This is a genomic window from Nocardia alni, assembly GCF_019038435.1.
Taxonomy (GTDB): Bacteria; Actinomycetota; Actinomycetes; order Mycobacteriales; family Mycobacteriaceae; genus Nocardia; species Nocardia alni.
Window position 1 is genome coordinate 1 of sequence record NZ_JAGPOX010000155.1, and the last position, 22,351, is coordinate 22,351.

At 66.7% G+C, this 22,351-nt stretch carries 22 protein-coding genes, 1 pseudogene and 1 riboswitch; of the genes and pseudogenes, 10 read left to right on the forward strand and 13 right to left on the reverse strand.

Features of this window, described 5'->3' with window-relative positions:
* Positions 1 to 1,113: mannosyltransferase YkcB-related protein (locus tag JZ791_RS37155; RefSeq protein WP_498049413.1), on the forward strand; the 1,113-nt coding region annotated here is incomplete at its 5' end.
* A gap of 175 nt (positions 1,114 to 1,288) precedes the next feature.
* Here the strand turns inward: JZ791_RS37155 and JZ791_RS37160 are convergent.
* From JZ791_RS37160 to JZ791_RS37175, 4 genes are all read right to left on the reverse strand, one after another.
* On the reverse strand, positions 1,289 to 1,723 hold the full coding sequence (locus tag JZ791_RS37160) for a nuclear transport factor 2 family protein (RefSeq protein WP_216901534.1): 435 nt from the start codon (positions 1,721 to 1,723) through the stop codon (positions 1,289 to 1,291).
* 150 nt (positions 1,724 to 1,873) lie between these two features.
* A complete protein-coding gene (locus tag JZ791_RS37165) occupies positions 1,874 to 3,211 on the reverse strand; it encodes an MFS transporter (protein ID WP_216901536.1) in 1,338 nt (445 codons plus the stop codon).
* Positions 3,212 to 3,336: 125 nt separating this feature from the next.
* Complete coding sequence (locus tag JZ791_RS37170; protein WP_216901538.1) at positions 3,337 to 4,236, reverse strand: LysR substrate-binding domain-containing protein; 900 nt, start codon at positions 4,234 to 4,236, stop codon at positions 3,337 to 3,339.
* Complete coding sequence (locus JZ791_RS37175) at positions 4,218 to 4,760, reverse strand: TetR/AcrR family transcriptional regulator (protein WP_308163333.1); 543 nt, start codon at positions 4,758 to 4,760, stop codon at positions 4,218 to 4,220. Before JZ791_RS37175 ends, JZ791_RS37170 begins: the two co-directional genes overlap by 19 nt.
* A gap of 467 nt (positions 4,761 to 5,227) precedes the next feature.
* On the opposite strand from JZ791_RS37175, the pseudogene JZ791_RS46920 reads away from it, so the two are divergent.
* The 3 genes and pseudogenes from JZ791_RS46920 to JZ791_RS37190 form a co-directional block, all read left to right on the forward strand.
* Positions 5,228 to 5,356, forward strand: a pseudogene (locus JZ791_RS46920) (RraA family protein); the annotation flags it as partial.
* Positions 5,357 to 5,399: 43 nt separating this feature from the next.
* Positions 5,400 to 5,741, forward strand: a complete 342-nt coding sequence (locus JZ791_RS45625; protein ID WP_308163334.1) for an RraA family protein — start codon at positions 5,400 to 5,402, stop codon at positions 5,739 to 5,741.
* A 37-nt stretch (positions 5,742 to 5,778) separates the two neighbouring features.
* Positions 5,779 to 5,945: riboswitch (FMN riboswitch) on the forward strand.
* A gap of 72 nt (positions 5,946 to 6,017) precedes the next feature.
* Positions 6,018 to 6,464, forward strand: a complete 447-nt coding sequence (locus JZ791_RS37190) for a 6,7-dimethyl-8-ribityllumazine synthase (protein ID WP_216901544.1) — start codon at positions 6,018 to 6,020, stop codon at positions 6,462 to 6,464.
* A gap of 47 nt (positions 6,465 to 6,511) precedes the next feature.
* Here JZ791_RS37190 and JZ791_RS37195 read toward each other — a convergent pair whose 3' ends face one another.
* The 7 genes from JZ791_RS37195 to JZ791_RS37225 all read right to left on the reverse strand — a co-directional run bounded on the left by JZ791_RS37195 (position 6,512) and on the right by JZ791_RS37225 (position 14,756).
* Positions 6,512 to 7,981, reverse strand: coding sequence for an NAD-dependent succinate-semialdehyde dehydrogenase (locus JZ791_RS37195; protein ID WP_216901546.1), 1,470 nt, complete (start codon positions 7,979 to 7,981; stop codon positions 6,512 to 6,514).
* Between the two features lie 79 nt (positions 7,982 to 8,060).
* Positions 8,061 to 9,251 (reverse strand): iron-containing alcohol dehydrogenase family protein, encoded by a 1,191-nt coding sequence (locus tag JZ791_RS37200; protein WP_216901548.1) that lies wholly within the window; start codon positions 9,249 to 9,251, stop codon positions 8,061 to 8,063.
* Positions 9,248 to 10,171 carry an NAD(P)-dependent oxidoreductase gene (locus tag JZ791_RS37205; RefSeq protein WP_216901550.1) on the reverse strand — a complete coding sequence of 308 codons (924 nt, stop codon included), beginning with the start codon at positions 10,169 to 10,171 and terminating at the stop codon, positions 9,248 to 9,250. The genes JZ791_RS37200 and JZ791_RS37205 overlap by 4 nt, the downstream gene beginning before the upstream one ends.
* A 5-nt stretch (positions 10,172 to 10,176) precedes the next feature.
* Positions 10,177 to 11,664: an aldehyde dehydrogenase gene (locus tag JZ791_RS37210; RefSeq protein WP_216901551.1), complete on the reverse strand. Its 1,488-nt coding sequence runs from the start codon at positions 11,662 to 11,664 to the stop codon at positions 10,177 to 10,179.
* Positions 11,652 to 12,758, reverse strand: a complete 1,107-nt coding sequence (locus JZ791_RS37215; protein WP_216901552.1) for a mandelate racemase/muconate lactonizing enzyme family protein — start codon at positions 12,756 to 12,758, stop codon at positions 11,652 to 11,654. The genes JZ791_RS37210 and JZ791_RS37215 overlap by 13 nt, the downstream gene beginning before the upstream one ends.
* Positions 12,755 to 13,306 (reverse strand): formaldehyde-activating enzyme, encoded by a 552-nt coding sequence (gene fae, locus JZ791_RS37220; RefSeq protein WP_216901553.1) that lies wholly within the window; start codon positions 13,304 to 13,306, stop codon positions 12,755 to 12,757. Before fae ends, JZ791_RS37215 begins: the two co-directional genes overlap by 4 nt.
* Before the next feature lie 40 nt (positions 13,307 to 13,346).
* The gene (locus JZ791_RS37225; protein ID WP_216901554.1) at positions 13,347 to 14,756 is read right to left on the reverse strand and encodes an MFS transporter; all 1,410 of its coding nucleotides are present in this window, start codon (positions 14,754 to 14,756) and stop codon (positions 13,347 to 13,349) included.
* Between the two features lie 178 nt (positions 14,757 to 14,934).
* Between JZ791_RS37225 and JZ791_RS37230 the strand changes: the two genes are divergently transcribed.
* Positions 14,935 to 15,771, forward strand: a complete 837-nt coding sequence (locus tag JZ791_RS37230; RefSeq protein WP_216901555.1) for an IclR family transcriptional regulator — start codon at positions 14,935 to 14,937, stop codon at positions 15,769 to 15,771.
* Between the two features lie 109 nt (positions 15,772 to 15,880).
* Here the strand turns inward: JZ791_RS37230 and JZ791_RS37235 are convergent, their stop codons facing one another.
* On the reverse strand, positions 15,881 to 16,411 hold the full coding sequence (locus JZ791_RS37235; protein WP_216901576.1) for a lipocalin family protein: 531 nt from the start codon (positions 16,409 to 16,411) through the stop codon (positions 15,881 to 15,883).
* Positions 16,412 to 16,595: 184 nt separating this feature from the next.
* Positions 16,596 to 17,630, reverse strand: coding sequence for an Lrp/AsnC family transcriptional regulator (locus JZ791_RS37240; protein ID WP_216901556.1), 1,035 nt, complete (start codon positions 17,628 to 17,630; stop codon positions 16,596 to 16,598).
* 120 nt (positions 17,631 to 17,750) lie between these two features.
* Here JZ791_RS37240 and JZ791_RS37245 point away from each other — a divergent pair, with 120 nt between their 5' ends.
* The 5 genes from JZ791_RS37245 to JZ791_RS37265 form a co-directional block, all read left to right on the forward strand.
* Complete coding sequence (locus tag JZ791_RS37245; RefSeq protein WP_216901558.1) at positions 17,751 to 19,172, forward strand: MmgE/PrpD family protein; 1,422 nt, start codon at positions 17,751 to 17,753, stop codon at positions 19,170 to 19,172.
* The gene (locus JZ791_RS37250) at positions 19,169 to 20,044 is read left to right on the forward strand and encodes an isocitrate lyase/PEP mutase family protein (RefSeq protein ID WP_216901559.1); all 876 of its coding nucleotides are present in this window, start codon (positions 19,169 to 19,171) and stop codon (positions 20,042 to 20,044) included. Before JZ791_RS37245 ends, JZ791_RS37250 begins: the two co-directional genes overlap by 4 nt.
* 6 nt (positions 20,045 to 20,050) lie before the next feature.
* The gene (locus JZ791_RS37255; protein ID WP_216901561.1) at positions 20,051 to 21,298 is read left to right on the forward strand and encodes an aconitase/3-isopropylmalate dehydratase large subunit family protein; all 1,248 of its coding nucleotides are present in this window, start codon (positions 20,051 to 20,053) and stop codon (positions 21,296 to 21,298) included.
* An 8-nt stretch (positions 21,299 to 21,306) separates the two neighbouring features.
* Entirely contained in the window at positions 21,307 to 21,846 is a 540-nt protein-coding gene (locus JZ791_RS37260) for a LeuD/DmdB family oxidoreductase small subunit (protein WP_216901578.1), read from the forward strand.
* A gap of 74 nt (positions 21,847 to 21,920) precedes the next feature.
* Positions 21,921 to 22,351: YbhB/YbcL family Raf kinase inhibitor-like protein (locus JZ791_RS37265; protein ID WP_216901563.1), on the forward strand; the 431-nt coding region annotated here is incomplete at its 3' end.

The window sequence follows — 22,351 nt, forward strand, 5'->3', positions numbered from 1 at the left end:
GGCGGTGGTGGCGGCAACACCATGTTCGGCGGCAGCACCGGCATTACCCGCCTGTTCGGCGAATCGTTCGGCACCGAGATCTCGTGGCTGCTGCCCGCGGCGCTGATCGGACTGCTCGGGGGCCTGTGGTTCACGCGCCGCACGCCGCGCACCGGGCGCACCCGCGCGGGTCTGATCCTGTGGGGTGGTTGGGTTTTGGTGACGGGCATCGTGTTCAGCTACATGCAGGGCACCATCCACCCGTACTACATGATCGCGCTGGCTCCGGGCATCGCGGCGCTGATCGGCATCTCGGTGGTCGAATTGTGGCGCGGCCGAAGCAATCTCGCGGCCCGCGGTGTGCTCGGCGCGATGCTGGCGGCCACCGGGATCTGGAACTACGTTCTGCTGGACCGCACTCCGCACTGGTATCCCGAACTGCGCTGGATCGTGCTGATCGGTTCGATCCTGATCGCGTCGGTGCTGATCGTCGGCGCGCATCAGCTGGGCCGGCTCACCGTGATCGTCGCGGCGGCTGGTCTGCTGTTCGGGCTGGCGGGCTCGACCGCCTACACCATCGACACCGTGGCCACCGTGCACACCGGGTCGATTCCGACCTCGGGGCCTAGCTCCGGGCAGGGATTCGGCGGGATGGGAGGATTCGGCGGCGGCGCACCGGGGTCGCACGCCTCGGGTACCTCGGCCAAGAGCGGCACGGCCCCGGGGGCGTCCACCTCGGGCACCGCACCACAGGGCAACGGCGGCATGGGCGGCCCTGGCGGGGACACCAGCGACAGCACCGCTTTGAAGAACCTGCTGAACTCCAGCTCGGAGTACCGCTGGGCCGCGGCCGCGGTCGGCTCGCAGTCCGCGGGCAGCCTCGAATTGTCCACCAACGCATCGGTCATGGCGATCGGCGGCTTCACCGGCAGTGACCCCTCGCCGACCCTGGCCCAGTTCGAGAAGTACGTGGCCGATGGCGACATCCACTACTTCATCGCGAGCGGCGGCCACGGCGGCCCGGGCGGTGATTCCGGTGTCGGAACGCAGATCACGACGTGGGTGGAGCAGCACTACAAGTCCACCACCGTCGGTGGCACCACGGTCTACGACCTGACCCAGCCGATCTCCTGATCGACGCGGGCGGAATTCGGGGCGCGCACACCCGTCGGGGGATGCGCGCCCCGAAGCTGTGTGCGGCGGGCCTGTATCCCCCATCCGGACACAGGCTCGCCGTCGCATGAAATCTAGTGCAGTCCAGTGAGATCCGCTGCCCGATCACCGAGAATCTCTCAGACACACCGGGTAGCTATGCGGACGGCGCGACGAACATGTACCCCTTCTCCTCCACCCGCCGCCGGATCCGCCACTGCCCGTCGATCCGCGCGAACGTATCCAGATACCACAGCCCGCACAGCATCAGGCTCTGTTTCCCGTTCCCGTCCCCGACCAGCATCGGGTTGTGGCACAGCGTGCGCCCGGTCGCGCCGTCCCCGTCGACCACGATCGACGAATTGCTGATCAGGTGCTGGAACGCCAGAAAGTTCGGCAGCATCGCAGCCAGAAATTCCTTGGTACTCGCCAGATCCCCCGCCGACCCACCCATCGCGCTGTAGTCGATATACGCGTCGTCGGTGAACACCTCGTCCAACAGATCCCATTGCCGCGTATCCACCGCATGCGAATACCGCACCATCAGATCCTGGATCTCCATCCGATCCGAAATCTCCTGCAACGACAACATGACAACCTCCGTTGGTGCCTCGACCGCACCCATGTCACCAGGAATTTCGATCGAGCACCACGGATTCGGTGAAACTGATATCGGTGGACGACGAGGCGCATTCCGTGATCCGGGGATCGAGTCCATGGTCGCTGTGCGAGCGGCAGACGCTCAATCGGGCGAATCCGCGACCAGGGTGAAATTTCCGTGGGAGTCGGCCCGGGGGAGCGCGGTGGCCGACTCCCGCCGCACGGGCATGGCCAGCGCGATGATCGTCGTGACGAGCAGGAATCCGGCGATCGTCACGAGTGCGAGTGCGAAATTCCCGGTCGAACTACGTACCAGCCCGATGCTCCACGGTCCGATCACCCCGCCGAACTGCGCGATGCAGTTGATCAATGCCACGGTCGCCGCGCCCGCCGCGCCGACCGTGAACGACGAGGCCAGACTCCAGAACAACGGCGTGACCGCGTAGATGCACAGCCCGGCCACGCACAGCAGGACATAGGCCACCACAGGACTGGGCGCATAGGCACTGCCCGCGATCGCCAGTGCGGTCAGTCCGCAGACGGCCGCCAAATGTTTCTTTCGATCGCCGGTCCGGTCCGAGCTCACGCCGACGATGAATGTTCCCGCGACACCGAGCAGCGGCGGAACCGCGGCCAGGAAACCGACCTGGATATTGCTGAGATGGCCGAAATCTTTGATGATCTGCGGCAGCCACAGCATCAGGCCGTAAATTCCGACGAGCACACAGCCGAACAGGACGGACAGACTCCACATTCGCGCATCCGTGAGCATCCGCAGAAACGAGGCGCTATTGTCTCGGGAATTTCGATCGGCCTCGTGCGCCGCGGCAAGCCAGGATTTCTCCTCGGGGGTCAGCCAGGCGGCATCGGCCGGGCGCTCGGTCATCACCCGGACCGCCACGATGCCGACCACGACCGCCGCGGCCCCCTCGATGAGGAACATCCACTGCCACCCGCGCAATCCGAACAGATTGTTCGCGTAGGTCATCAGGCTCGTCGACAACGGTCCGCCGAGCACGGTCGCGAAGGTGCCGCCGACGATATATCCGCTGACCGCGCGGGCTCGATAGGCGGCGGGGAACCAGGTCGTCGCATAGATGGCGATACCGGGCAGGAGGCCCGCCTCCATCAGGCCGAGCAGGAATCGCATGACGTACAGGCCCGTATCGCCGGACACGAATGCCAGCGTCGCGGCCACCGCGCCCCAGGCGATCAGCAGTATGGAGATCCACCGGCGCGCGCCGAGCCGATACAGGATCAGGTTGCTCGGTATCTGCATCACCATGTAGCCGACGAAAAAGATACTGCCCGCGAAGCCGAACACCGCCGGCCCGAAACCGAGCTGTTTACCCATATCGAGTTGACCGTAACCGATATTGCTGCGGTCCAGATAGCTGAAGAAAACCATAGCGAAAAGCAATGGAATCAGGCGGCGATACATTTTTCGTATCGTCGATTTCTCGATGGGAGTGGTGGTCATCGTTGACTCCATTGCCGTTCACGGATTCGAACTCAGGTAATCGGGAACCCGGCCTGGGTCTTCATCGTAGGAACCGGCGGCATATGTGTCCAAGACCGCTTGCTTATACAGTTATACGCGGGTGCTTATAGTGGCTCGCGCGGCAGGCAGTCCAGGAACGCCCGCAGATGCGGTGAGGCGTCCTCGCTGCGGAACGTCGCGTCCAATGCCGTGATCAGTCCCGCGTTCGGGCTGTTCAGCGCGCGATAAACCACATCGGAACGTCCGTGCCGCGCCACTGATTCGCCGACGAAGCACACGCCCAGACCGGCGGCGACCAGCGCGACCGCCGTTTGAATCTCGAATGTCCGGTGGTCGATATGCGGTATGAACCCGGCGTCACGATACAGCGATTCGATCAGGTTCGAGAACGATGAGGCCTGTTTCGGGAACAGGATCAGCGGTGACCCGGCCAATTCGGCGATGTCGACCGCGTCGGCCGCCGCCGCCGGGTGGTCGGGCGGCAGGACGGCCATCACGCGCTCGCGCAGCAGCACTCGGCTCGTACATCCCTCGAGCCGTACCGACTGCCGGCCGATACCGACGCGAATTCGCCCGTCGTGCAGCGCGTCCGCCTGCTCCTCGGTGACCATCTCGTACAGCTTCAGCTCCACCTGCGGATACGCGGCGTGAAATGCCTTCAACGCCGGTGGCAGCACGCTATACATGGACGAGCGGGTGAACCCGATGCTCAGCCGCCCCCGCAGCCCGCGTCCGATCGCGCGCGCCCCGAGCGCGGCCTGATCGCAGGCGGCCAGGATCTGGAGCGCCTCGGTGTACAGGTACCCGCCCGCCTCGGTCAGTACGAGCGGTCGATGACTCCGATCGACCAGTTCGGTGCTCAGGGACCGCTCCAAGGTCCGGATCTGCTGGCTCAGCGCCGGTTGCGCGACATGCAGCCGTTCGGCGGCGCGGCTGAAACTCAACTCCTCGGCCAATGCCACGAAGTACCGCAGCGTGCGCAGGTTCACTGCTGCCCGGCCCATCCGCGCAGCGCGCCATAGTACGCCTGGGTCAGGCGTTCACGGGCGGCCCGATCGGACCTCCCGTCGCAGATCAGATCGAGGATTTCGCGGGGATCGAACAGGATGTTGTGGAGGAACAGCGCATGGTCGAAATGCTCGTCGGGAATGTCGAAATGCCGCATGACGCATCGGATCGGGCGCTCCCAGATATCTCGGACGGCCGTGATCACCTCGTCCTGCTCGCGTAGGCGTGCCAGGAAACCCTGCCGCGAGCGTGCCTGCACGGTGGCCGCACCGTAGCGGTGCGCGAGCCGGAAGCGTTCGGCGACAACGTCTTCGAAAAGCGCCAAGCCGGTCTTGGGACAGTCGTGACTATAGTTGCGCAGCTCCACGAGTGTGCTCAGCAGATAGGCGTTGATCAGCGTATCGAGTGAGGGGAAGTAGCGGTAGGCGGTGGCCACGGACAGCCCGGCCCGCTCGGCCACCAGCGGCATGGTGACCGCACTCGGATCGCTGACGAGCAGCTCACCTACCGCCTCGAGCACTCTGCGCCGATTGCGCACCGCGTCGTTGCGCGGGCCGCGGCCGGTTTCACCCGGCTTTCGTGTGGTCGTCAGCGGTGCCCCTCGAGATAGATAAACAGAGAGTTGTTTCTTAGTTCGGTGTCAGAGTACGCCGTTGCGACCAGCCTTCGCCGAGGCTGTTCGTTGCAATTGGCTGTGTACGCATGGGACACGGCTGGTATTGACAGCTAGATGGGGGAGGGGTAGTCCTTACAAAAAGTAAGAATTCACTCTCAGATAGTGACGCTGGCTCGGGCCACGCCGCTCGATCTACGCATGTCCGCGATCTCTGCCGCGCACTCGAAGGACTTCCGATGCCCATGGACCTCACCGCTGACAACCTGCACGTCTTCGACACCGACTGGTCTCGCCCGGATGCCGGTCTGGTCGCCGCCGTCGGACGGTTTCCGGTCGCCAACATCGGTGACGCGATGGATCGATTCGGACTGATGGACACCGCGATCGCGGCTGTGTGGCCCGGTGCGGGGTGTGCTGGTCCGGCGTTCCCGGTGCTGACTCGCGAGGGGGACAACCTGGCCATCCACCGCTGTCTCGAGCTGCTGGCCCCGGGGGATGTGCTGGTGATCAACGGACTCGGCGCACGGACCCGGGCGCTGTTCGGTGATCTGCTCGCCCGAGGCGGTCCTGGCCAAGGGAGTGGCGGGCGTCGTCATCGACGGCGCCGTCCGGGATGCCGCGAGCATCGCCGAACTCGGTCTGCCCGTCTGGGCCGCCGCGCGTACTCCTGCGGGGCCGACGAAGAACGGTCCGGGCTGGATCGGCACGACCATCGCCTGCGGCGGACTCGTCGTGGCCCCGGGCGACCTGATCGTCGGCGACGATGACGGTGTGGCCGTGGTGCCGCAGGCGATCATCGAGCGCACACAGACGCGCCTGGTGGAGATCGAACGGTTCGAGGCCGAGAAGCGGGAGCAGTATCGCAATCAGGCGCGAAACCGATGAATCCACCGATCGGTATGCGTGTTATGGTCCGATACATACACGTTCTCAGGGCGGGGTGGAATTCCCCACCGGCGGTGATGGTATCCGGGTCGATCCGGAGGCATGAGCCCGCGAGCGCCATGGCGGTCACGACCGCGGTGGGTCGAGCAGATTCCGGTGGGAACCCGGAGCCGACGGTCAGAGTCCGGATGAAAGAGAACGCGGCATCGGAACGCCCGTGCGCGGGTGGTCCTCGTTCGCGTCTGCCCTGGGTGACATAGCGAACAGGAGGACACCATGTCACCCACACCAAATCGCATCGCCATTGTCGCGGCGCGTTGGCATGCCGACATCGTCGACCAGGCCGTGGCGGCGTGCCGCGCACGCCTCGCGACGCACGGATTCACCGATATCGACGTTATCGAGGTTCCCGGCGCCTTCGAAATCCCCTTGCGCGTCAAACGGTTGGCCTCGAGTGGTGGTTACGCCGCGGTCGCCGGTTGTGCTCTGGTGGTCGACGGTGGCATTTATCGGCACGAGTTCGTCGCCGCGACCGTGGTGGACGCGCTGATGCGCGTGCAGCTCGAGACCGATGTGCCGGTGTTCTCGGCGGTGCTGACCCCGCATCACTTCCACGAACACGCCGAGCATCTGGAGTACTTCGCCCGGCATTTCGAGGTCAAGGGAACGGAATTGGCCAACGCGATCGCGGCCACCCTGAACCTGGACGCCGTCGCGGCCTGACCCGGAAGGGTGTGCGCGGGCGGTCCGGCAACCGCCCGCGCACCGACTCACAGTTGCACTGCGAGATACTTGGTTTCGAGGTATTCCTCGATGCCCTCCGCACCGCCCTCGCGGCCCAGGCCGGAGGATTTGACGCCGCCGAACGGGCCGCCCGGATCGGACACCAAACCGCGATTCACCCCGACCATGCCGGTCTCGAGCCGTTCGGCGAAGTGCAGGGCGCGCGAGATGTCGCGGGTGTACACGTATCCGGCCAGGCCGTACTCGGTGGCGTTGGCGCGCTCCAGCGCCTGATCCTCGGTGTCGAAGGTGGTGATCGCGGCGACGGGGCCGAAGATCTCCTCGTGCGCGATGCGCGCCGAATCCGGTACGTCCGTCACCACCGTGGGCTGGTAGAAGTAGCCCTCGCCGCCGGAGGGCTTGCCGCCCACGCGGATCCGGGCGCCCTCGGCGACGGCGTCGTCCACCAGCTCGGTCACCTTGGCCAGCTGCCTGGCATCGATCAGCGGGCCGACGGTGCTGGCCGCGTCGAACGCGTCACCGGGGATCAGGGCCTCGAAACGCGCCGCCAGCCGCTCGGTGAACTCCTCGGCGATCGCGGTGTGCACCAGGAAACGGTTTGCCGCGACACAGGATTCGCCCGCGTTGCGCATCTTTGCCAGCATCGCGCCCTCGACTGCCGCGTCCATATCGGCGTCGTCGAACACGATGAACGGGCCGTTGCCGCCCAGCTCCATCGAGGTGCGCAGGACGCGATCCGCCGCCTGGTGCAACAGGATCGAGCCGACAGCAGTGGATCCGGTGAACGACACCTTGCGCAGCCGCGCGTCGTCCATCAGTGCCCTGGACTGCGCCGCGGCGTCCACGGTCGGAATGTAGTTCACCACGCCGGCGGGCACTTCCAGTTCGTGGAAGATCTGCGTCAGCAGCGCCAGGGTGAGCGGGGTCTGCGGCGCCGGCTTGATCAGGCAGGTGCATCCGGCCGCCAGCGCCGCGCCGAGCTTGCGGGTCGCCATGGCCAGCGGGAAGTTCCACGGCGTGATCAGCAGTGCGGGACCGACCGGCTGCCTGGCCGTGACGATCCGGTAGCCGCCGTTGGGCGCGGGGGCGTACGAGCCGCTCAGGTGCGCGGCCTGCTCGGAGAACCAGCGCAGGAACTCCGCGCCGTACGTCACCTCACCGCGCGCCTCCGCGAGAGGCTTGCCCATTTCCAGGCTGATCAGCGCCGCGAAATCATCGGTGCGCTCGATCACCCGGTCGAACGCCTTGCGTAGCAGTTCGGCGCGATATCGCGATGTGGTCGCGCCCCAATGCTTCTGGGCGGTATCGGCGGCGTGGATCGCGGCCTGTGCGTCGGCCACGCTCGCGTCGGCGACGTCGGTGATGACCGTGCCGTCGGCTGGATTGTGTACCGAAGATCTTGCGCCCGTGGAGGAGTCGCGCCACCGACCATCGACATACAGGCCGCGGGGGAGATTCGCGACCAGCTCGAGTGCGGATATGCGGTCGTGTCCCATCAGTTCGTCCTTTCCCGGATCGCGGGCAACACTTCGGTCAGCTGTTCGAGATACGGCCCGGACCCGGTGATCCGCTCACTCACCGCGCTTCCCGCGAGTGATCGATGCTCGCCCGCAGCAACTCGGTCAGCTCTGCCCGGCTGGGTCGCAGCGGGGTGTTGCCGGTGACCGCATCGTCGAGCGTCTTGGTGACCAGTGCGTCGACCAACTCGGCGCCCACGCCGATCTCGGCCAGGCTGGTCGGCAGCCCGACCGTGACGGCGATCTCCTCGATCCGGCGCGCCGCGCGCTCACCCGTACCCTCGACGTCCAGCACACGCACCAGGTCGGCATATCTCGCCGGAGCCGCGTCGACACCGAAACCCAGTGCGGGACCGGCGATCGAGGCCAGCGCGACGCCGTGTGGGGTACCGGTGGTGGCGGTGATCGAATGGCCGATCCCGTGTACCAGGCCGAGCCCGGACAGCGACAGCGCTCGCCCGGCCAGATGTGAGCCGATCAGCATGCGGCTGCGGGCCTCGATATCGCTGCCATCGGTGACCGCGTCGATCAGTGCCGACGTGGTCAGCCGCAGGGATTCGGTGGCATAGGCCCGCGACAGGGACGTCGCGCCCTGGGAGAGCAGCGATTCCGCGCCGTGGATGATCGCGTCGAATCCGGCCGCCGCGGTGACCGGGGCGGGCAGCCCGAGGGTCAGCTCGGCGTCCAGCACGACCAGCTCCGGGGTGGTCGCGGCGGTGCCGATGTACACCTTGCGATGGTCGGCGCTCTCCATGACGCCGAAACCGTTCGTCTCCGCGCCGGTTCCAGCGGTGGTCGGGATCGCCGCCAGCGGCACGGTCGGTGCGTCGAATACCTCGGAGCCGTCCAACGACTCGGCTGACAGCGAGGTATTGGACAGCAGCGCAACGGCTTTCGCGGCATCCAGGGCCGAGCCGCCGCCGATCGCGACGATGAAGTCCGCGCGCGCATCGCGGGCGACGGCGGCGGCCACGTCCAGCGAGGCGGTCGACGGGTTCGCCGGAATCTCGCTGTGAATGGTCGCGGTCGGCCCGGCCGCGGTGATCGCGGCGGCGATATCATCGACCATGCCGGTCTTGCGCAGACCGGGATCGGTCACGATAACCACGCGCCGCGCGCCGCGGTCGCGCAGCAGCCCACCCAGGCGGGCCACCGAGCCAGCACCGGCGACCACTTGGGTACGGGTGGTGATGTCCCAGTTTTCGGCCTGCACGGAATGCGCGTAGCCGCAATGGTATTCGCCGTTCACGCCGCATCCTCCACTGCTGCCAATGCCTGCCGCAGCTCCAGGCCCGCGATCTGCTCGGCCAGCCGGACCGGAGTCATCTCGCCCGCGTCCGGTCCGTACATCGCCAGCGCGGTGCGGTAGGTCTGCTCGACATGCGCCGACAACGGAGTCGGCACGCCGACATCCCGGCCCAGATCGATGGAAAGCCCAAGATCCTTGCAGGCCAGCTTCATCGCGAACGACTCGTCGTAGTCGCCGACGAAAATCGAGGGCAGATCATCGGCCAGGAACGAACTCGCCGCAGGACTGGCCAGCAGCGAGCGGTGCAGCACGCCCAGATCCACACCGGCCTTGAGCCCCACGGTCAGCACCTCGGCCGAGGCGACCAGATGCGAGAACCACAGCTGGTTGATCATCAGCTTCACCGTGTAGCCCGCGCCGAGGCCGCCCACGTGCAGCACCCGGTCGGGATCGCCCATCACCTCGAGCAGCGGCCGCACGGTGGCCAGCACCTCGGCATCGCCGCCGACGAAGATCTGCAACATGCCCGAGGCCGCACCCTTGGCCATCCCCGACACCGGCGCGTCCAAGCGGAACACCCCGCGCTCGGCGAGCACCTCGTCCATCACCCGCGCGGCGGCCGGAGTAGAGGTGGACATGTCGATCCACACCGCGCCCGGCCGCAGCAGCGGTGCCATCTCCCGGATGATGCCCTCCACCTGCGGCGGCCCGGGCAGCATGGTGATCACCACATCACACTGTCCGGCAAGCGCGGCAACCGATTCCGCCCGCTCGGCGCCCAGGTCGACCAGCCGCCGCACGGCTGTGTCGTTCAGATCGTGCACCAGCAGACGATGTCCGGCGGCGACGAGGTTCGCGGACATGTGCCCGCCCATGTGGCCCAGTCCGATGAAGCCGACCAGCGGCGAATTGTCAGTCATATCAGTTATTCCCAATTGATCCAGGTGGTTTTGAGTGCCGTGTAGGCGTCGATGGCGTGCAGTGATTTGTCACGCCCCAGGCCGGTCTCCTTGAAACCGCCGAACGGGGTGATCACACTCGACTCGTCGAAGGTGTTGACCCACACCGTCCCCGCGCGCAGTTGCCGCGAAACCCGGTGGGCCGCGGCAAGATCAGTTGTCCACACCGAAGCGGCCAGGCCGTATCGGGTGTCGTTGGCCAGTGCCACGCCCTCGTCTTCCGTGGCGAAGGTGGTGACCGTCAGTACCGGGCCGAAGATCTCCTCCTGTGCGATCGCCGAATCGTTCGCCACGTCGGCGAAGATCGTCGGCTGCACGTAGTAGCCGCCGGATTCGGTGCGCACGCGCTCGCCACCGGTGACCAGGCGCGCGGTGCGGCGGCCCTGTTCGATGTAACCGACGACGGTGGCGAGCTGGTGCTCGTCGGCAATGGCGCCGAATCGGGTGTTCGCGTCCAGCGGATCGCCCGGTACGAACGTCTTGGACGCGAATTCACTGATGCGCGTGACCAGTTCGTCCGCCAGGGAATCGTGCACGACCAGACGGGATCCGGCGTTGCAGGTCTGCCCGACGTTGTAATAGATGCCCCACGCGACGGTCTCGGCGATGCGCTGCAGATCGCCCGCGCTCTCCAGTACCAGCTGCGGCGACTTACCGCCCGCCTCGACGGCGACCTGCTTGCCGTTGGACTCCGCGGCGTACCGCTGGAACAGCCGCCCCACCCTGGTCGATCCGGTGAAGGCGATCTTCTCCACGCCCGGATGCCGCCCCAGCGCCTGGCCCGCGGTCTCACCGAATCCGGTGACCACGTTGAACACACCGTCGGGCAGGCCGGCGCGCTCGGCGGCCTCGGCCAGCACCAGCGCCGAATGTGGAGACTGCTCAGCGGGTTTCAGCACGAAGGTATTGCCCGCGGCCAGCGCAGGGCCGATCTTCCACGACGCGATCATGGACGGGTAGTTCCACGGCACCACCGCGCCGACCACACCGAGTGGTTCCCTGGTGATCAGCGCGAGGCGCTCGGCCGGTGCAGGCGCGATCTCGTCGTAGGTCTTGTCTATCGTCTCGGCGTACCAGCGGATCGTGCCCGCGGTGCCGGGAGCGTCCACGGCCAGGGTGTCGCCGATCGGCTTGCCCACGTCCAGGGTTTCGGCCAGTGCCAAACGCTCTGCGGCCGCGTCGATTTCGTCGGCGAAGCGCAGCAGGTGGGCCTTGCGCCCGGCCGGGTCCAGTCCGGACCAGCGGCCGTCGGAGAAGGCCCGCCGCGCCGCGGCCACCGCGAGGTCGATATCGGCGGCCTGCCCGGACGCGACCTCACCCTGCGGGCGCCCGTCGATCGGCGAGTACTTCTCGAAGCCGCCGCCGTCGAGAGCGTCGACGAATTTCCCGTCGATGAACAGCTTGTTCGGCAGCTGTTCGGCCGAGGCCCGATCATGCCAGTTCACAGTGCCCATCGGCGGCAGGCCTCCTCGTCGAGTTCGCACCCGATTCCCGGTGCGGTGGGTACGTGCAGGTAGCCCTCGGTGTCGATGTCGACCGGACGGGTCAGCATGAAGTCGCGACGCTCCGGCGTCCAGCCCGGCGGGTCGTACGGGAATTCGAAGTACGGCCCGCCGCCGATTCCGGCCGATACGTGCAGGTTGGCCAGCACGCCGATGCCGTTGGTCCACGAGTGCGGGGTGAACCCGCGGCCCTTGACGATGGCCAGCTCACCCAGCGTCCGGGCCCGGTGCATGCCGACCGCGAGCACCACGTCCATCTGATAGATATCCAGCGAATCGTGCTCGAGGTAGTCGATGACCTCGGGCACCGAGGAGATCATCTCCCCGCCGGTGATCCGCACCCCGGTCTCGGCGCGCAGCCGACCCAGTCCCTCGCGATCGACGTACGGCAACGGCTCCTCGACCCAGTAGATGTCCAGGTCGCGCAGCCGCTCGATCAGCCGCCGTACAGTCACGTAGTCGGCGCGGGTGGCGGTGTCGCCGGCCATCCGCCACGACTGGTTGAGATCCACCATGATCTCGAGGGTGTCGCCGACCGCCTCCCGGGCAGCGCGCACCGCGGCCAGGCCCGGGAGCCAGTTGTTCGGATCCACCCGGATTTTCATCGCCCGGAATCCGGCTTCGCGGATGGCCAGGGCGGATTCGGCGCGCTGCTCGGGCGTGCGCAACTCACCGGTCGAGGCGTAGGCGGGAATCTTCTTGTTCGCTCCGCCGAAGAACTGCGCGACAGGCATATTCGCGGCCTGACCGATGATGTCCCAGCACGCGACCTCGAGCGGCCAGAACCGGCCCGCGTGAAAGTTGATGGTCTCGATTCGCTTGACCTGCTCGATGATGTTCAGCGGATCGGTGCCGATGAACAGGTCCTCGTAGGCGGCGAAACCGTCCATGGTGTCGCCGGAGCCGATGCCGACCAGGCCCTCGTCGGTGTGCACCTCGACGATGGTGGCGTCGAAATGCCTGCGCGGCACCGGATCCCATGCGGCGAAGAAGGGGGGATCGAGCTCTCGCCGCAGCTTGCGGGTACGTATCTCGGTAATTTTCACGATTTCTGCTCCGGTTCGGTGCCGGGCGCGCCGCCGTCGGCGGGGGTGAAGAACGGATTGGAGATCTCACCGCGGGTCTTCAGGACCGTGTCGATATCCGGGTAGCCCGCCGCGCCGTTGGCCAGCGCGGTGGCGGTGGCCAGGCGGTTGTTGCGGTACACCGCCTCGGCGTCGTCGGCCTTCGGGTCGACCCACACCGCGACGATCAGGCGCAGATCGGTGACCTCCTCGGCAGTGATGGCGCCCGCGACGATCGCGTCGGCCACGCCCGCGGCGACACCGGCCTGCGCCGGACCCCAGATCAGCTCGCCGTGCCGCTGGTCGACCGGAGCGGCCTTGGAGACGAAGACGGTGAACGGCTGCACCGGCACACCCGGACGCATGACCACCACGAAACGTTCGTAGCCCGCCGACGGTGTGGCCAGACTGGTGGTCCAGGCGGTCTCGGCGGCGCTGCCACGCGGTCCGAGAACGGTGTTGATATGCGCCGCGTTGACGCCGGGATCGATGAACGATTCGCCGAGTTCGACGCCGGTATGCCGGGACATGGCTGTCACCTCCGAGGGGTTGTAGGGAAGAGCGGGGTTCTCAGGCGACCTTCGGTTTATGTACCGAACTCGCCGTGGTCAGGGGCTCGGCGTCCGTGCGGATCACGCCGCGAGCTTGTTTCGAGCTGATCTCGACCAGCGAGCGTCCGGTGGTCTCGGGCGCCATGAACTGCGAGGCGATCGCGCCCGCGACGCATACCGCGCCCATCACGGCCATGGTGCCGCCGACACTCCAGTGATTCAGCGCGATCGGCAGCAGGAAGGTGCCGATGGCCGCGCCGATCCGGCTGACCGAGCTGGAGAATCCGACACCGCTGGTGCGCACCGCGGTCGGGAACAGTTCCATCGGGTAGACGCCGCACAGAATGGAGGCGACGCCGTAGGCGAACAGGTACACGAAGAACGCGATCGCCACGATGATGCGCGGGAGTGACGCGTCGAACGCGACGATCAGCAGCGCGACCCCGGTGACCCACAGCGGAACGATCAGCAGTTTGCGCCGCCCGACCCGCTCGATCAGGAACCAGCCCAGCACCGCACCGGCCAGCGCGACGATGGTGCCGATCAGCGCCGCGACGATCGGGTTGCTCATACGTAGCGACTTCAGCACGTCGGCCTGGAAGAAGATGATCGCGAAATAGGGCACGACCAGGCAGGACCAGAACATCGAGACGAAGAAGGTGCGGCCGATGTAGTCGCGGGAGAAGATCGTCCCGAAGCGGGCCGGTTTCTCGTCCTCCTCGGCCTGGAAATCACCGGATTCCAGCGACCAATCCAGCTTCGCCAGGACCTCTTCCGCCTCCTCGCGGCGGCCCTGAGCCAGCAGCCAGCGGGGTGACTCGGGCAGGCCGTGCCGGGCGATCAGGCACACCGCCGCGGGGATGACCGCCGAGGCCAGTACTAGCCGCCATTCGTGCGGGTACGAGCGGGTGATCAGGTAGCCGATCAGGAAGGCCACCACATAGCCCAGGTTCCAGGCGATCTGCAGGAACGAGGTCAGGCGCGCCCGCAGGCTCGTGGGGGAGAACTCGGTGATCAGCGGCGAGCCGATCGCGTAGTCCGCACCTACGGCCATGCCCATGATCAGGCCGAGTGCGAACATCTGCCAGGAGGACTGCACGAAGAACATCAGCACCGAGGCGATCGCGAATCCGGCCAGATCGCCCAGGAACATGGCCTTGCGGCCGATCCTGTCGGTGAGCAGGCCGAACGTGGTCGCCCCGACGAAAATGCCGATCAGCGTCGCGGACGAGATCAGACCCGCCCAGGTCGAGGTGACGTGGAGGTCGTCCTTGAACGTCTGCAGCGCCATCGTCACGCCGATGACGGCGAAGATATAGCCGTCGATGAACATTCCGCCCGCGGTCACCGCGGTCAACCGTGTGAGAAAACGCCAGGCCCTCGGTCCGACTACGGGTTCTACGGGTTTGCGAAGTTCGGCACTCGTCATTGCATGCACTCTCTTCCTGCAACGTGCTGCGGCACACGAGGTAGAGACGCTGTGAGCCGTGACACTTCGAACGACTCGAAAAGTATCGTAGCCTTTGACACTCGTACAACGAGTGTTGCACGATTATCAACAGCTGCGTGCGCTACCACGGCGGGCCGCACTCGTCAGGAGGGTGAAAGTGGCCGACCAACGGACCTATGGTTCAGGGCTGATTCGGGACGTCGAGCTGCTCGAGGTGCTGGCACGCCCCGAGGCCGCGGCCGGTCTGGGAGTGTCGCGGATCGCGGAACTCGCCGGGCGCGACAAGGCGCAGGTGTCGCGGGCCCTGGCCACCCTCGCCGACGCGGGCCTGGTCTCCCGCGACGAGGACACCAAGGCATACCGTCCCGGCTGGCGCCTGTTCGCCCTGGCCACCAACTCGATGGAAAGCCAACTGGCCCATGTCAGCGGTCCGTACCTGCGCAAGGTGGTCGCGGGCCTGAACGAGACCACCCATCTGTGCGTTTTGCGCGGCAGCCATGTATTGACCCTGCACAGCGAACTGGCCACCCACGCCTTCCGCGGAATCGGCTGGGAGGGCACCTCGGTCGACCCCTACAACACCTCGGCCGGCCGCGCCCTGATGAGCGAATGGGACCGCGAAGCCATCACCCGCTGGTGGGATCAGTTCCCCCCGGAACGCTCCACTCCACCCCGGGCCACCGCGATTCCCGTTGGGGTCGAGTCTGTTCCGGCCCCCATGACTTTGGAACTGTTCCTGGAGCGCGTATCCGATGTGCGCAAGTACGGATATGCCTCGGTGGACGAGGAATTCGAAGCCGGTCTCGTCGGTGTGTCCGCTCCCGTCTACGGATTCCGCGGCGACATCGTCGCTGCGTTCAACGTCTCTGCTCCGAAACAGCGTCTGGGAGCACACCTTCGGGCAGCGGGGGAGTTCACCCGGTCGATCGCCGACCAGCTGTCGCTGACATTGGGTGCGCCGATGCGCAAGCGCGGTGAATTCAAGCCCGCCTGATCGTCTCCGGCCACACCGGTATCCATGCGGACCGCGCCTGCGCGGCGCCGGGCGGCGCAGCCAGGCCGCGCTGACGCGACCCGCACGGATACCGGTGTGCTGATCGGGGTTATGTTGAACAGAGTGGGGCGACCGATTCCGAGCCGCCGGATGTGGGCGACGTCAGGTAGGAGCAGCTGCTCTCACCGGCCGCGCCGATCGCGGCGCGGATCGCCTGCCACTGCGCCGAATTCAGCGCCGGTGTGCGGGACAGCACGAAGCCGGACACCCGCGCCGGGTCGGTGACCAGCGCCCAGGAGTAGTCGCGGGCCAGCGCGGTCACGATGTAGTTGGGCGGGCCGTCGCGGTGATCCTGGGTCGGCACGCCCGGAAAGCTCACGTGGAGTTGGGCGTTCGTCGCCGGATCGGTCACCGTGGCGGTACCCCGGATCTCGTTTGCGCTTCCGGTCCAGGTGGTGCAGCTATTGTGCACCGATACGTCGCCTCGGGCATCGAGACCGTAGACCGCACGCGTGTCCCGGGCGCACACCAGGTTGAAGTACTGCGGCACCGCGGCCAGCTGGTACCACGCACCCAGGTAGCGGTTCAGATCGAGACGCGGCACGGGGGCCACCGGCGCCGCCGAGGCCGAACAGACCATGGTGCCGGTGGCGGTGAAAGCGAGGACGAGCACGGCCCCGATCCGGCAGGCCCATCGCGATCGGTCGGTGATCACGCCGTTCTCCTTCGAGTCGATTGCCCCCATAGTAACCACATAACGATGCGTAATCGATGCGAATATCACCAGAAGATCCTGCCGTCTCACGGTTCTTTCCGAGGTGGAGCTATGGGCCGGGGGCCCATGGGTCGACGGGGACGACGCCCGTGGCATGACCGTCGGGGTTGAGCAGGCGGCCCCAGGATTTGATCGGGCGCAGGACCAGGCGCTGGTCGGTGACGGTGGCGCCGGGGAGGCTGTCGCGAATCCGGTCGAGGATGGTGGTGATGTCGTCGACTCGGTGGGCCTGGGCCATCAGCATGAGGTTGGCGGGGCCCACTGTCGACAGGGAAATTCGAGTGGAGGGCCAGGCGGCCATTTCGGTGCCGAATTCGGCGAGACGGTCGTGCGGAACCGAGAGCCAGAGGATGAATTCCGTCGGCCAACCGCCTTCGGTGCGGGCGAAATCGGTTCGGAAACCCAGCATTCCGCGGCGGACGAGTGTGTCCAGTCGGCGGCGGACGAGGTATTCGGTGGTGCCCAGATCGCGGGCGAGGTCGCGGTAACGGGCTCGACCGTCCTGTTGCAGGGCGAGAAACAGCCGGTGGTCGGCGTCGTCGAACTCGCGAGTGCGGGGCGCCCGGCCTTTACCGTCCTCGGATCCCTCTGTGACGGAGCGCTTTTGGGTCGCGTCGATGGCGCCGAGTCGCCAGTGAACTCCGCTGTACCATCCGATGCCGGTGTGCGCCTCGGCGGTGGCGATTCCCGGAATCGTCGGAAGTCGCTCCAGTAGTAAGGAACTCAGCAGCCGCATATCGGCGGCGATGACAAGGGCGGTCAGGTCGAAGGCGCCGTCGGTCGCGTAGACGCTGACCACCTGGGGGATTTCGGCCAGGGCGCGAGCGACGTCCAGGGCTCGGCCGGGGGTGGTGCGAACCTCGTACATGGCCAGCGTCAGCGACAGGTACGGCCCGGCGACCGAGGACACCCAGGCGCGCCCGGACTCGGCCAGGCGCTGCCATCGGCGGGCCGCCGTCGCGGGGGAGATACCGAGGACGGGGCCGAGTTTTTCGAAGCTCACCCGGGGGTTGGCGTGCAGGGCGTCCAGCAGCATGACGTCGACCTCGTCGACGGCGCGTTGTGCGGAGATATTCCACCTCATTTCCCTCGAATCCCTGCATGAAAGACCCAGAAAGCTTGAATATCAGGCAGCAGATGAGGCTTGTGTACCATTTTCACGCAATTCTGCCAACCGGTCGATTGCAAATCGTTAACTGGTGCCATGAGCGAATCAACCAATTCAGGAGTGACGGTTCCGCTGGCGCGCTGGGTCGAGGGGCTGACCCTCGACGAGATTCCCGAGCGGGTGCGCGTTCGGGCGAAGCATCTGCTGCTCGACGGTGTGGCGGCCGGCCTCGTCGGCGCGCAACTGCCCTGGTCGCGGGTGGCGACGAAGGCGGTCCTCGACCTCGAGGGCGCCGGCGACTCGATCGTGATCGGCACCGGCGCCACCACCGGCGGCCCCGCCTCCGTACTGATCAACAGCACCTTCATCCAGGGCTTCGAACTCGACGACTTCCATCCGCTGGCCCCGCTGCACAGCAATTCGCTGGTCCTGCCTGCGCTGCTGGCGACCGCCCATCAGCTCGGGGGAGCGTCCGGCGCCCAGGCGTTGACCGCGGCCGTGGCCGGATTCGAGGTCGGTCCGCGGGTAGGTCTGGCGCTGCACGGGTCGGAAATGCTCTCGCGCGGCTGGCACAGCGGCCCGGTATTCGGCACGCACACCGCCGCGATGGTTGCCGGTAAATTGCGAGGGCTGGATGCCGGGCGGCTGGAGGATGCGCTCGGTATGGCCGGAACGCAGTCGGGCGGCCTGATGGCGGCGCAGTACGAGGCGATGTCCAAGCGGATGCAGCACGGATTCGCCGCCCGGAACGGGTACTACGCGGCCGGACTGGCGGCCGCCGACTACACCGGGATCAAGCGGGTGTTCGATGTGCCCTACGGCGGCTATCTGTCGGTGTTCGGCGAAGGTCACGATCCGGATTCCGCGCAGGTGATCGCGGGGCTGGGCGAGGGCTGGCACACCGAGATCATCATGATCAAGTCGTACGCCGCGCAGGGCGGTCTGCACGGCACGATTCAGGCCGCGCTGGAACTGCGCGCCGAACACGACATCGACCCGAAGACCATCTCCCACATCGAGATTCGCGTCGGGCACACCATCTATCACCACGGCTGGTGGGTTCCGGAGCGACCGCTCACCAGCATCGGCGCGCAGATGAACCTCGGCTACGCCGCCGCGGTGGCCTTCCTCGACGGTCAGGTGCTACCGCCGCAGTTCACCGATGCGCGTCTCGACGCCGACGATGTGTGGGATCTGATCGGCAAGGTCGATGTGAAGCTCGACGAGAAGATCCAGAACGGCCCGCCGCAGGAACGATTCACCACCGAGCTGATCGTCTCGCTCGACGATGGCACGGTGTTGACCAAACGGCTCGTGGAACCGCATGGCGGCCCGAATGATCCGGTCACCAACGACGACATCGTCACCAAATACCGTGCGCTGGTAGGGCCTCTGGTCACTCCGTCGCGGCTGGACGCGATTCAGCAGGCAGTGCTGGGGCTGGACGGCCTCGCCGATATTCGAGAGCTGGCCGATCTGCTCGCTGCTCCAGTTCTAGGGGCGTTGGACATTCGATGACCGCACATGACGCACGCGGCAAGCTCCGCGCGGCCCTCGGCAGCGGCGAGCTGGTCGTCGCACCGGGTGTATTCGACGGTCTCTCGGCATCATTGGTGCGGCGGCTGGAGTTCACCGCCGCCTATATGACCGGCGCGGGCGTCGCGGCCTCGGGTTTCGGCGTCCCCGACATCGGACTGCTCACACAGACCGAAATGGTCGAGCGCGCACGCATGCTCGTCGGCGTCCTCGGCGATACTCCGCTGATCGCCGACGCCGATACCGGATACGGGGCGGCCCTGAATGTCGTGCGCACCGTCCAGCAGTACGAGGCCGCCGGTGTCGCCGCAATTCAGCTGGAGGATCAGGCATTTCCGAAGAAATGCGGGCACCTGCCGGACAAGGAGCTCATCGACGCCGATGAGTTCGTCACCAAACTCACCGCCGCGCTGGAAGCGCGCACCGATCCGGATCTGATCGTCATCGCCCGCACCGACGCACGCGGTCCGCTCGGCCTCGAGGCCGCTATCGACCGCGCCACCGGCTACGCGGCCGCGGGGGCGGACGTGATCTTCGTCGAGGCCCCGCAGGGCTCGCAGGAGATCGAACGCATAGCCCGGGAGGTGAAGGCGCCGCTGCTGATCAACCTCGTCCTCGGCGGACTCACCCCCTTGGAGTCCACGGCCCGGCTTCAGGAACTGGGCTACGCCATCGCCATCCACCCGTCGCTACCGCTGGGCGCGGCCGCCTACGCCATGCTCACCAGCCTGGCCGAGCTGGCGGGACGCGATCCCGCACCGCTGATCCCCGCGAAACCGGCCGAGTTCTTCAACCTCGTCGGCCTGGCCGAATGGTCCGCGCTCGGTGCGCGGTACACCACCGAAGGAGCCTGAAAACCCATGGGCATGACCATGATCGAGAATTTGCTCGCCCGCAAGGCCGGGGTCGAGCGTGTCGCGCCCGGCGATATCGTGACCGTCGAGGTCGACATGTGCGTCATGATCGACCTGCAGTTCGCGACGATGTGGGTCCCACCCAGCCGCATCCACGACCCGGACAAGGTCGCGGTCGTCATGGACCACGCGGTCCCGGCGCCGACGCTGAAGGATGCCGCAGGCGGTCCGAAGGCTCGAAAGTTCGTGTCCGATTTCGGAATCGAGAAATTCTTCGACGTCGGACGGCACGGCATCTGCCATCAGGTGATCGCCGAGAACGCACTGGCGCGCCCCGGAGAGGTGCTGGCCTGCACCGACTCTCACACCTGCGCGGGCGGCGCGTACAACACCGCGGCTCGGGGCCTGGGCCCCGCGGAGGTGTTCTCCATCTTGTGCACCGGGTCGACCTGGTACCAGATCGCACCCACGGTCCGTTACGAACTCATCGGAACATTGCCGCCGGAGATCAGCGGCAAGGACGTGTTCCTCTCCATCGCGAACACCTACGGCGACGCCACCAACCAGAACCTCGAGTTCGGCGGGCCGGGCTTGGTCTCGGTGCCCCTGAACGATCGGCGCACCATCGCCACCCAGGCCGCCGAGATCTCCGCCGACTTCGCCACCTTCGGTGTCGATGGACTGCTGCGGGAGTTTCTGGCCGAACGCGGGGTTCGCGACTTCGAGCCCGCCGACGCCGATCCCGATGCCGACTACCTCGAGGTCAGGACCGTCGACCTGAGCGACCTCGAACCCTACGTCGCGCGGCCGGGCACCGTCAGCCACAACGGTTCACCGGTAGCGCAGATCGAAAACCGGCGCATCGACCAGGCTTTCATCGGCTCCTGCGCGAACGGTCAACTCGACGACCTGCGCATCGCGGCGAACATCCTGCGCGGCAAGAACGTCGCGCCGGGTGTACGGCTGCTGGTGACCCCGGCCTCGCAGCAGGTGTACCGGGACGCCATGCGCCTGGGCTATCTCCAGGACCTCGCCGATGCCGGTGCGGTGGTGACGAATTCGACCTGCGGGGCGTGCTTCGGCTACCACATGGGCGTCGTGGGTCCGGGCGAGGTCTGTCTCACCTCGAGCACCCGCAATTTCACCGGTCGCATGGGCAGCGCCGAGGCCGAGATCTACATGGCCTCACCGGCGACCGTCGCCGCGTCGGCCGTCGCCGGCTACATCACTGATCCCCGGAGTGTCACCGTATGAACACCACCATCACCGGAAGAGTCTGGGTATTCGGCGATTCCATCGATACCGATGCCATGTACCCCGCCTTCGCCATGAAACTCGACATCCCCGAGGCGGCCGGACACGTCTTCTACCAGATCCGTCCCGGCTGGACCGATCTCGTGCAGCCCGGCGACATCGTGGTCGCCGGACATAATTTCGGCGTCGGCTCCTCCCGGCCCGTGGCCTCGCTGTTTCGTCATCTGGGCGTCGCCGCGCTCATCGCGGAGGACTTCAACTCGCTGTTCTTCCGCAACGCCGTCAACGCCGGTCTGCCCGCGCTGACCGCGCCCGGTGTCACCGAGCTGTTCACCGACGGTCAGCTGGGCAGTTTCGACATCGCCACCGGCCTGTACAGCAACGACACCACGGGATGCACCGGCAAGACGGCGCCACTGCCCGCCCTGATCCTGGAAATCCTAGCCAGCGGAGGCGTTCTCGCCCGCCTGGCCGAGCAGGGCTACCTGCCGATCGAGCTGCTCGATGTTCTGCGCTCGGGCGCCGTGCCCACTGGATCCGGCGCTTGATCTCGAGCCGCCGCCCTGGTCGGTGAAATACGCAGGGGGCTACGCTGCCACCGCAAATAGATTGGAGAACCGCTGTGCCCACTCACCTGATCGGCCGACTCCTGCGCCCGGTCCGGGCCGGTATCGACAGGATCGCCTGGAACAGCCCCTCGGTCGACCAGGCTCCACAGGTCATCACGCTCACGAGTGCCGCATTCGCCGACAATGCCCCCATGCCACGACAATTCGCCGGAAAGGGAGTCGGCGACGACCTCTCCCCGCAACTGCGATGGTCGGGTGTGCCCGCCGGCGCCGCCGAACTCGTACTCGTCATCGAGGACCCCGACGTCCCACTGCGCCGGCCCATCGTGCACGGCTTGTTCACCGGCATAGCCCCGGAGGTGGCCGAAATCCCCGAGGGCGCGCTGAACCTGGCCGAAACCACACTCACATCCGTTCCCGGGATCCGTTTCGGTAAAGGATCTTTCAACCGACGTGGATACGCCGGCCCCCGCCCGATCCCCGG

Bases quoted from the DNA above. Each gene is read 5' to 3' on its own strand.
- JZ791_RS37160 (WP_216901534.1), bottom strand. From the start codon at position 1,723: ATGTTGTCGTTGCAGGAGATTTCGGATCGGATGGAGATCCAGGATCTG.
- JZ791_RS37165 (WP_216901536.1), bottom strand. From the start codon at position 3,211: ATGACCACCACTCCCATCGAGAAATCGACGATACGAAAAATGTATCGC.
- JZ791_RS37170 (WP_216901538.1), bottom strand. From the start codon at position 4,236: ATGGGCCGGGCAGCAGTGAACCTGCGCACGCTGCGGTACTTCGTGGCA.
- JZ791_RS37190 (WP_216901544.1), top strand. From the start codon at position 6,018: ATGTCACCCACACCAAATCGCATCGCCATTGTCGCGGCGCGTTGGCAT.
- JZ791_RS37195 (WP_216901546.1), bottom strand. From the start codon at position 7,981: ATGGGACACGACCGCATATCCGCACTCGAGCTGGTCGCGAATCTCCCC.
- JZ791_RS37205 (WP_216901550.1), bottom strand. From the start codon at position 10,171: ATGACTGACAATTCGCCGCTGGTCGGCTTCATCGGACTGGGCCACATG.
- JZ791_RS37210 (WP_216901551.1), bottom strand. From the start codon at position 11,664: ATGGGCACTGTGAACTGGCATGATCGGGCCTCGGCCGAACAGCTGCCG.
- fae (WP_216901553.1), bottom strand. From the start codon at position 13,306: ATGTCCCGGCATACCGGCGTCGAACTCGGCGAATCGTTCATCGATCCC.
- JZ791_RS37225 (WP_216901554.1), bottom strand. From the start codon at position 14,756: ATGACGAGTGCCGAACTTCGCAAACCCGTAGAACCCGTAGTCGGACCG.
- JZ791_RS37235 (WP_216901576.1), bottom strand. From the start codon at position 16,411: ATGGTCTGTTCGGCCTCGGCGGCGCCGGTGGCCCCCGTGCCGCGTCTC.
- JZ791_RS37240 (WP_216901556.1), bottom strand. From the start codon at position 17,630: ATGAGGTGGAATATCTCCGCACAACGCGCCGTCGACGAGGTCGACGTC.
- JZ791_RS37245 (WP_216901558.1), top strand. From the start codon at position 17,751: ATGAGCGAATCAACCAATTCAGGAGTGACGGTTCCGCTGGCGCGCTGG.
- JZ791_RS37250 (WP_216901559.1), top strand. From the start codon at position 19,169: ATGACCGCACATGACGCACGCGGCAAGCTCCGCGCGGCCCTCGGCAGC.
- JZ791_RS37255 (WP_216901561.1), top strand. From the start codon at position 20,051: ATGGGCATGACCATGATCGAGAATTTGCTCGCCCGCAAGGCCGGGGTC.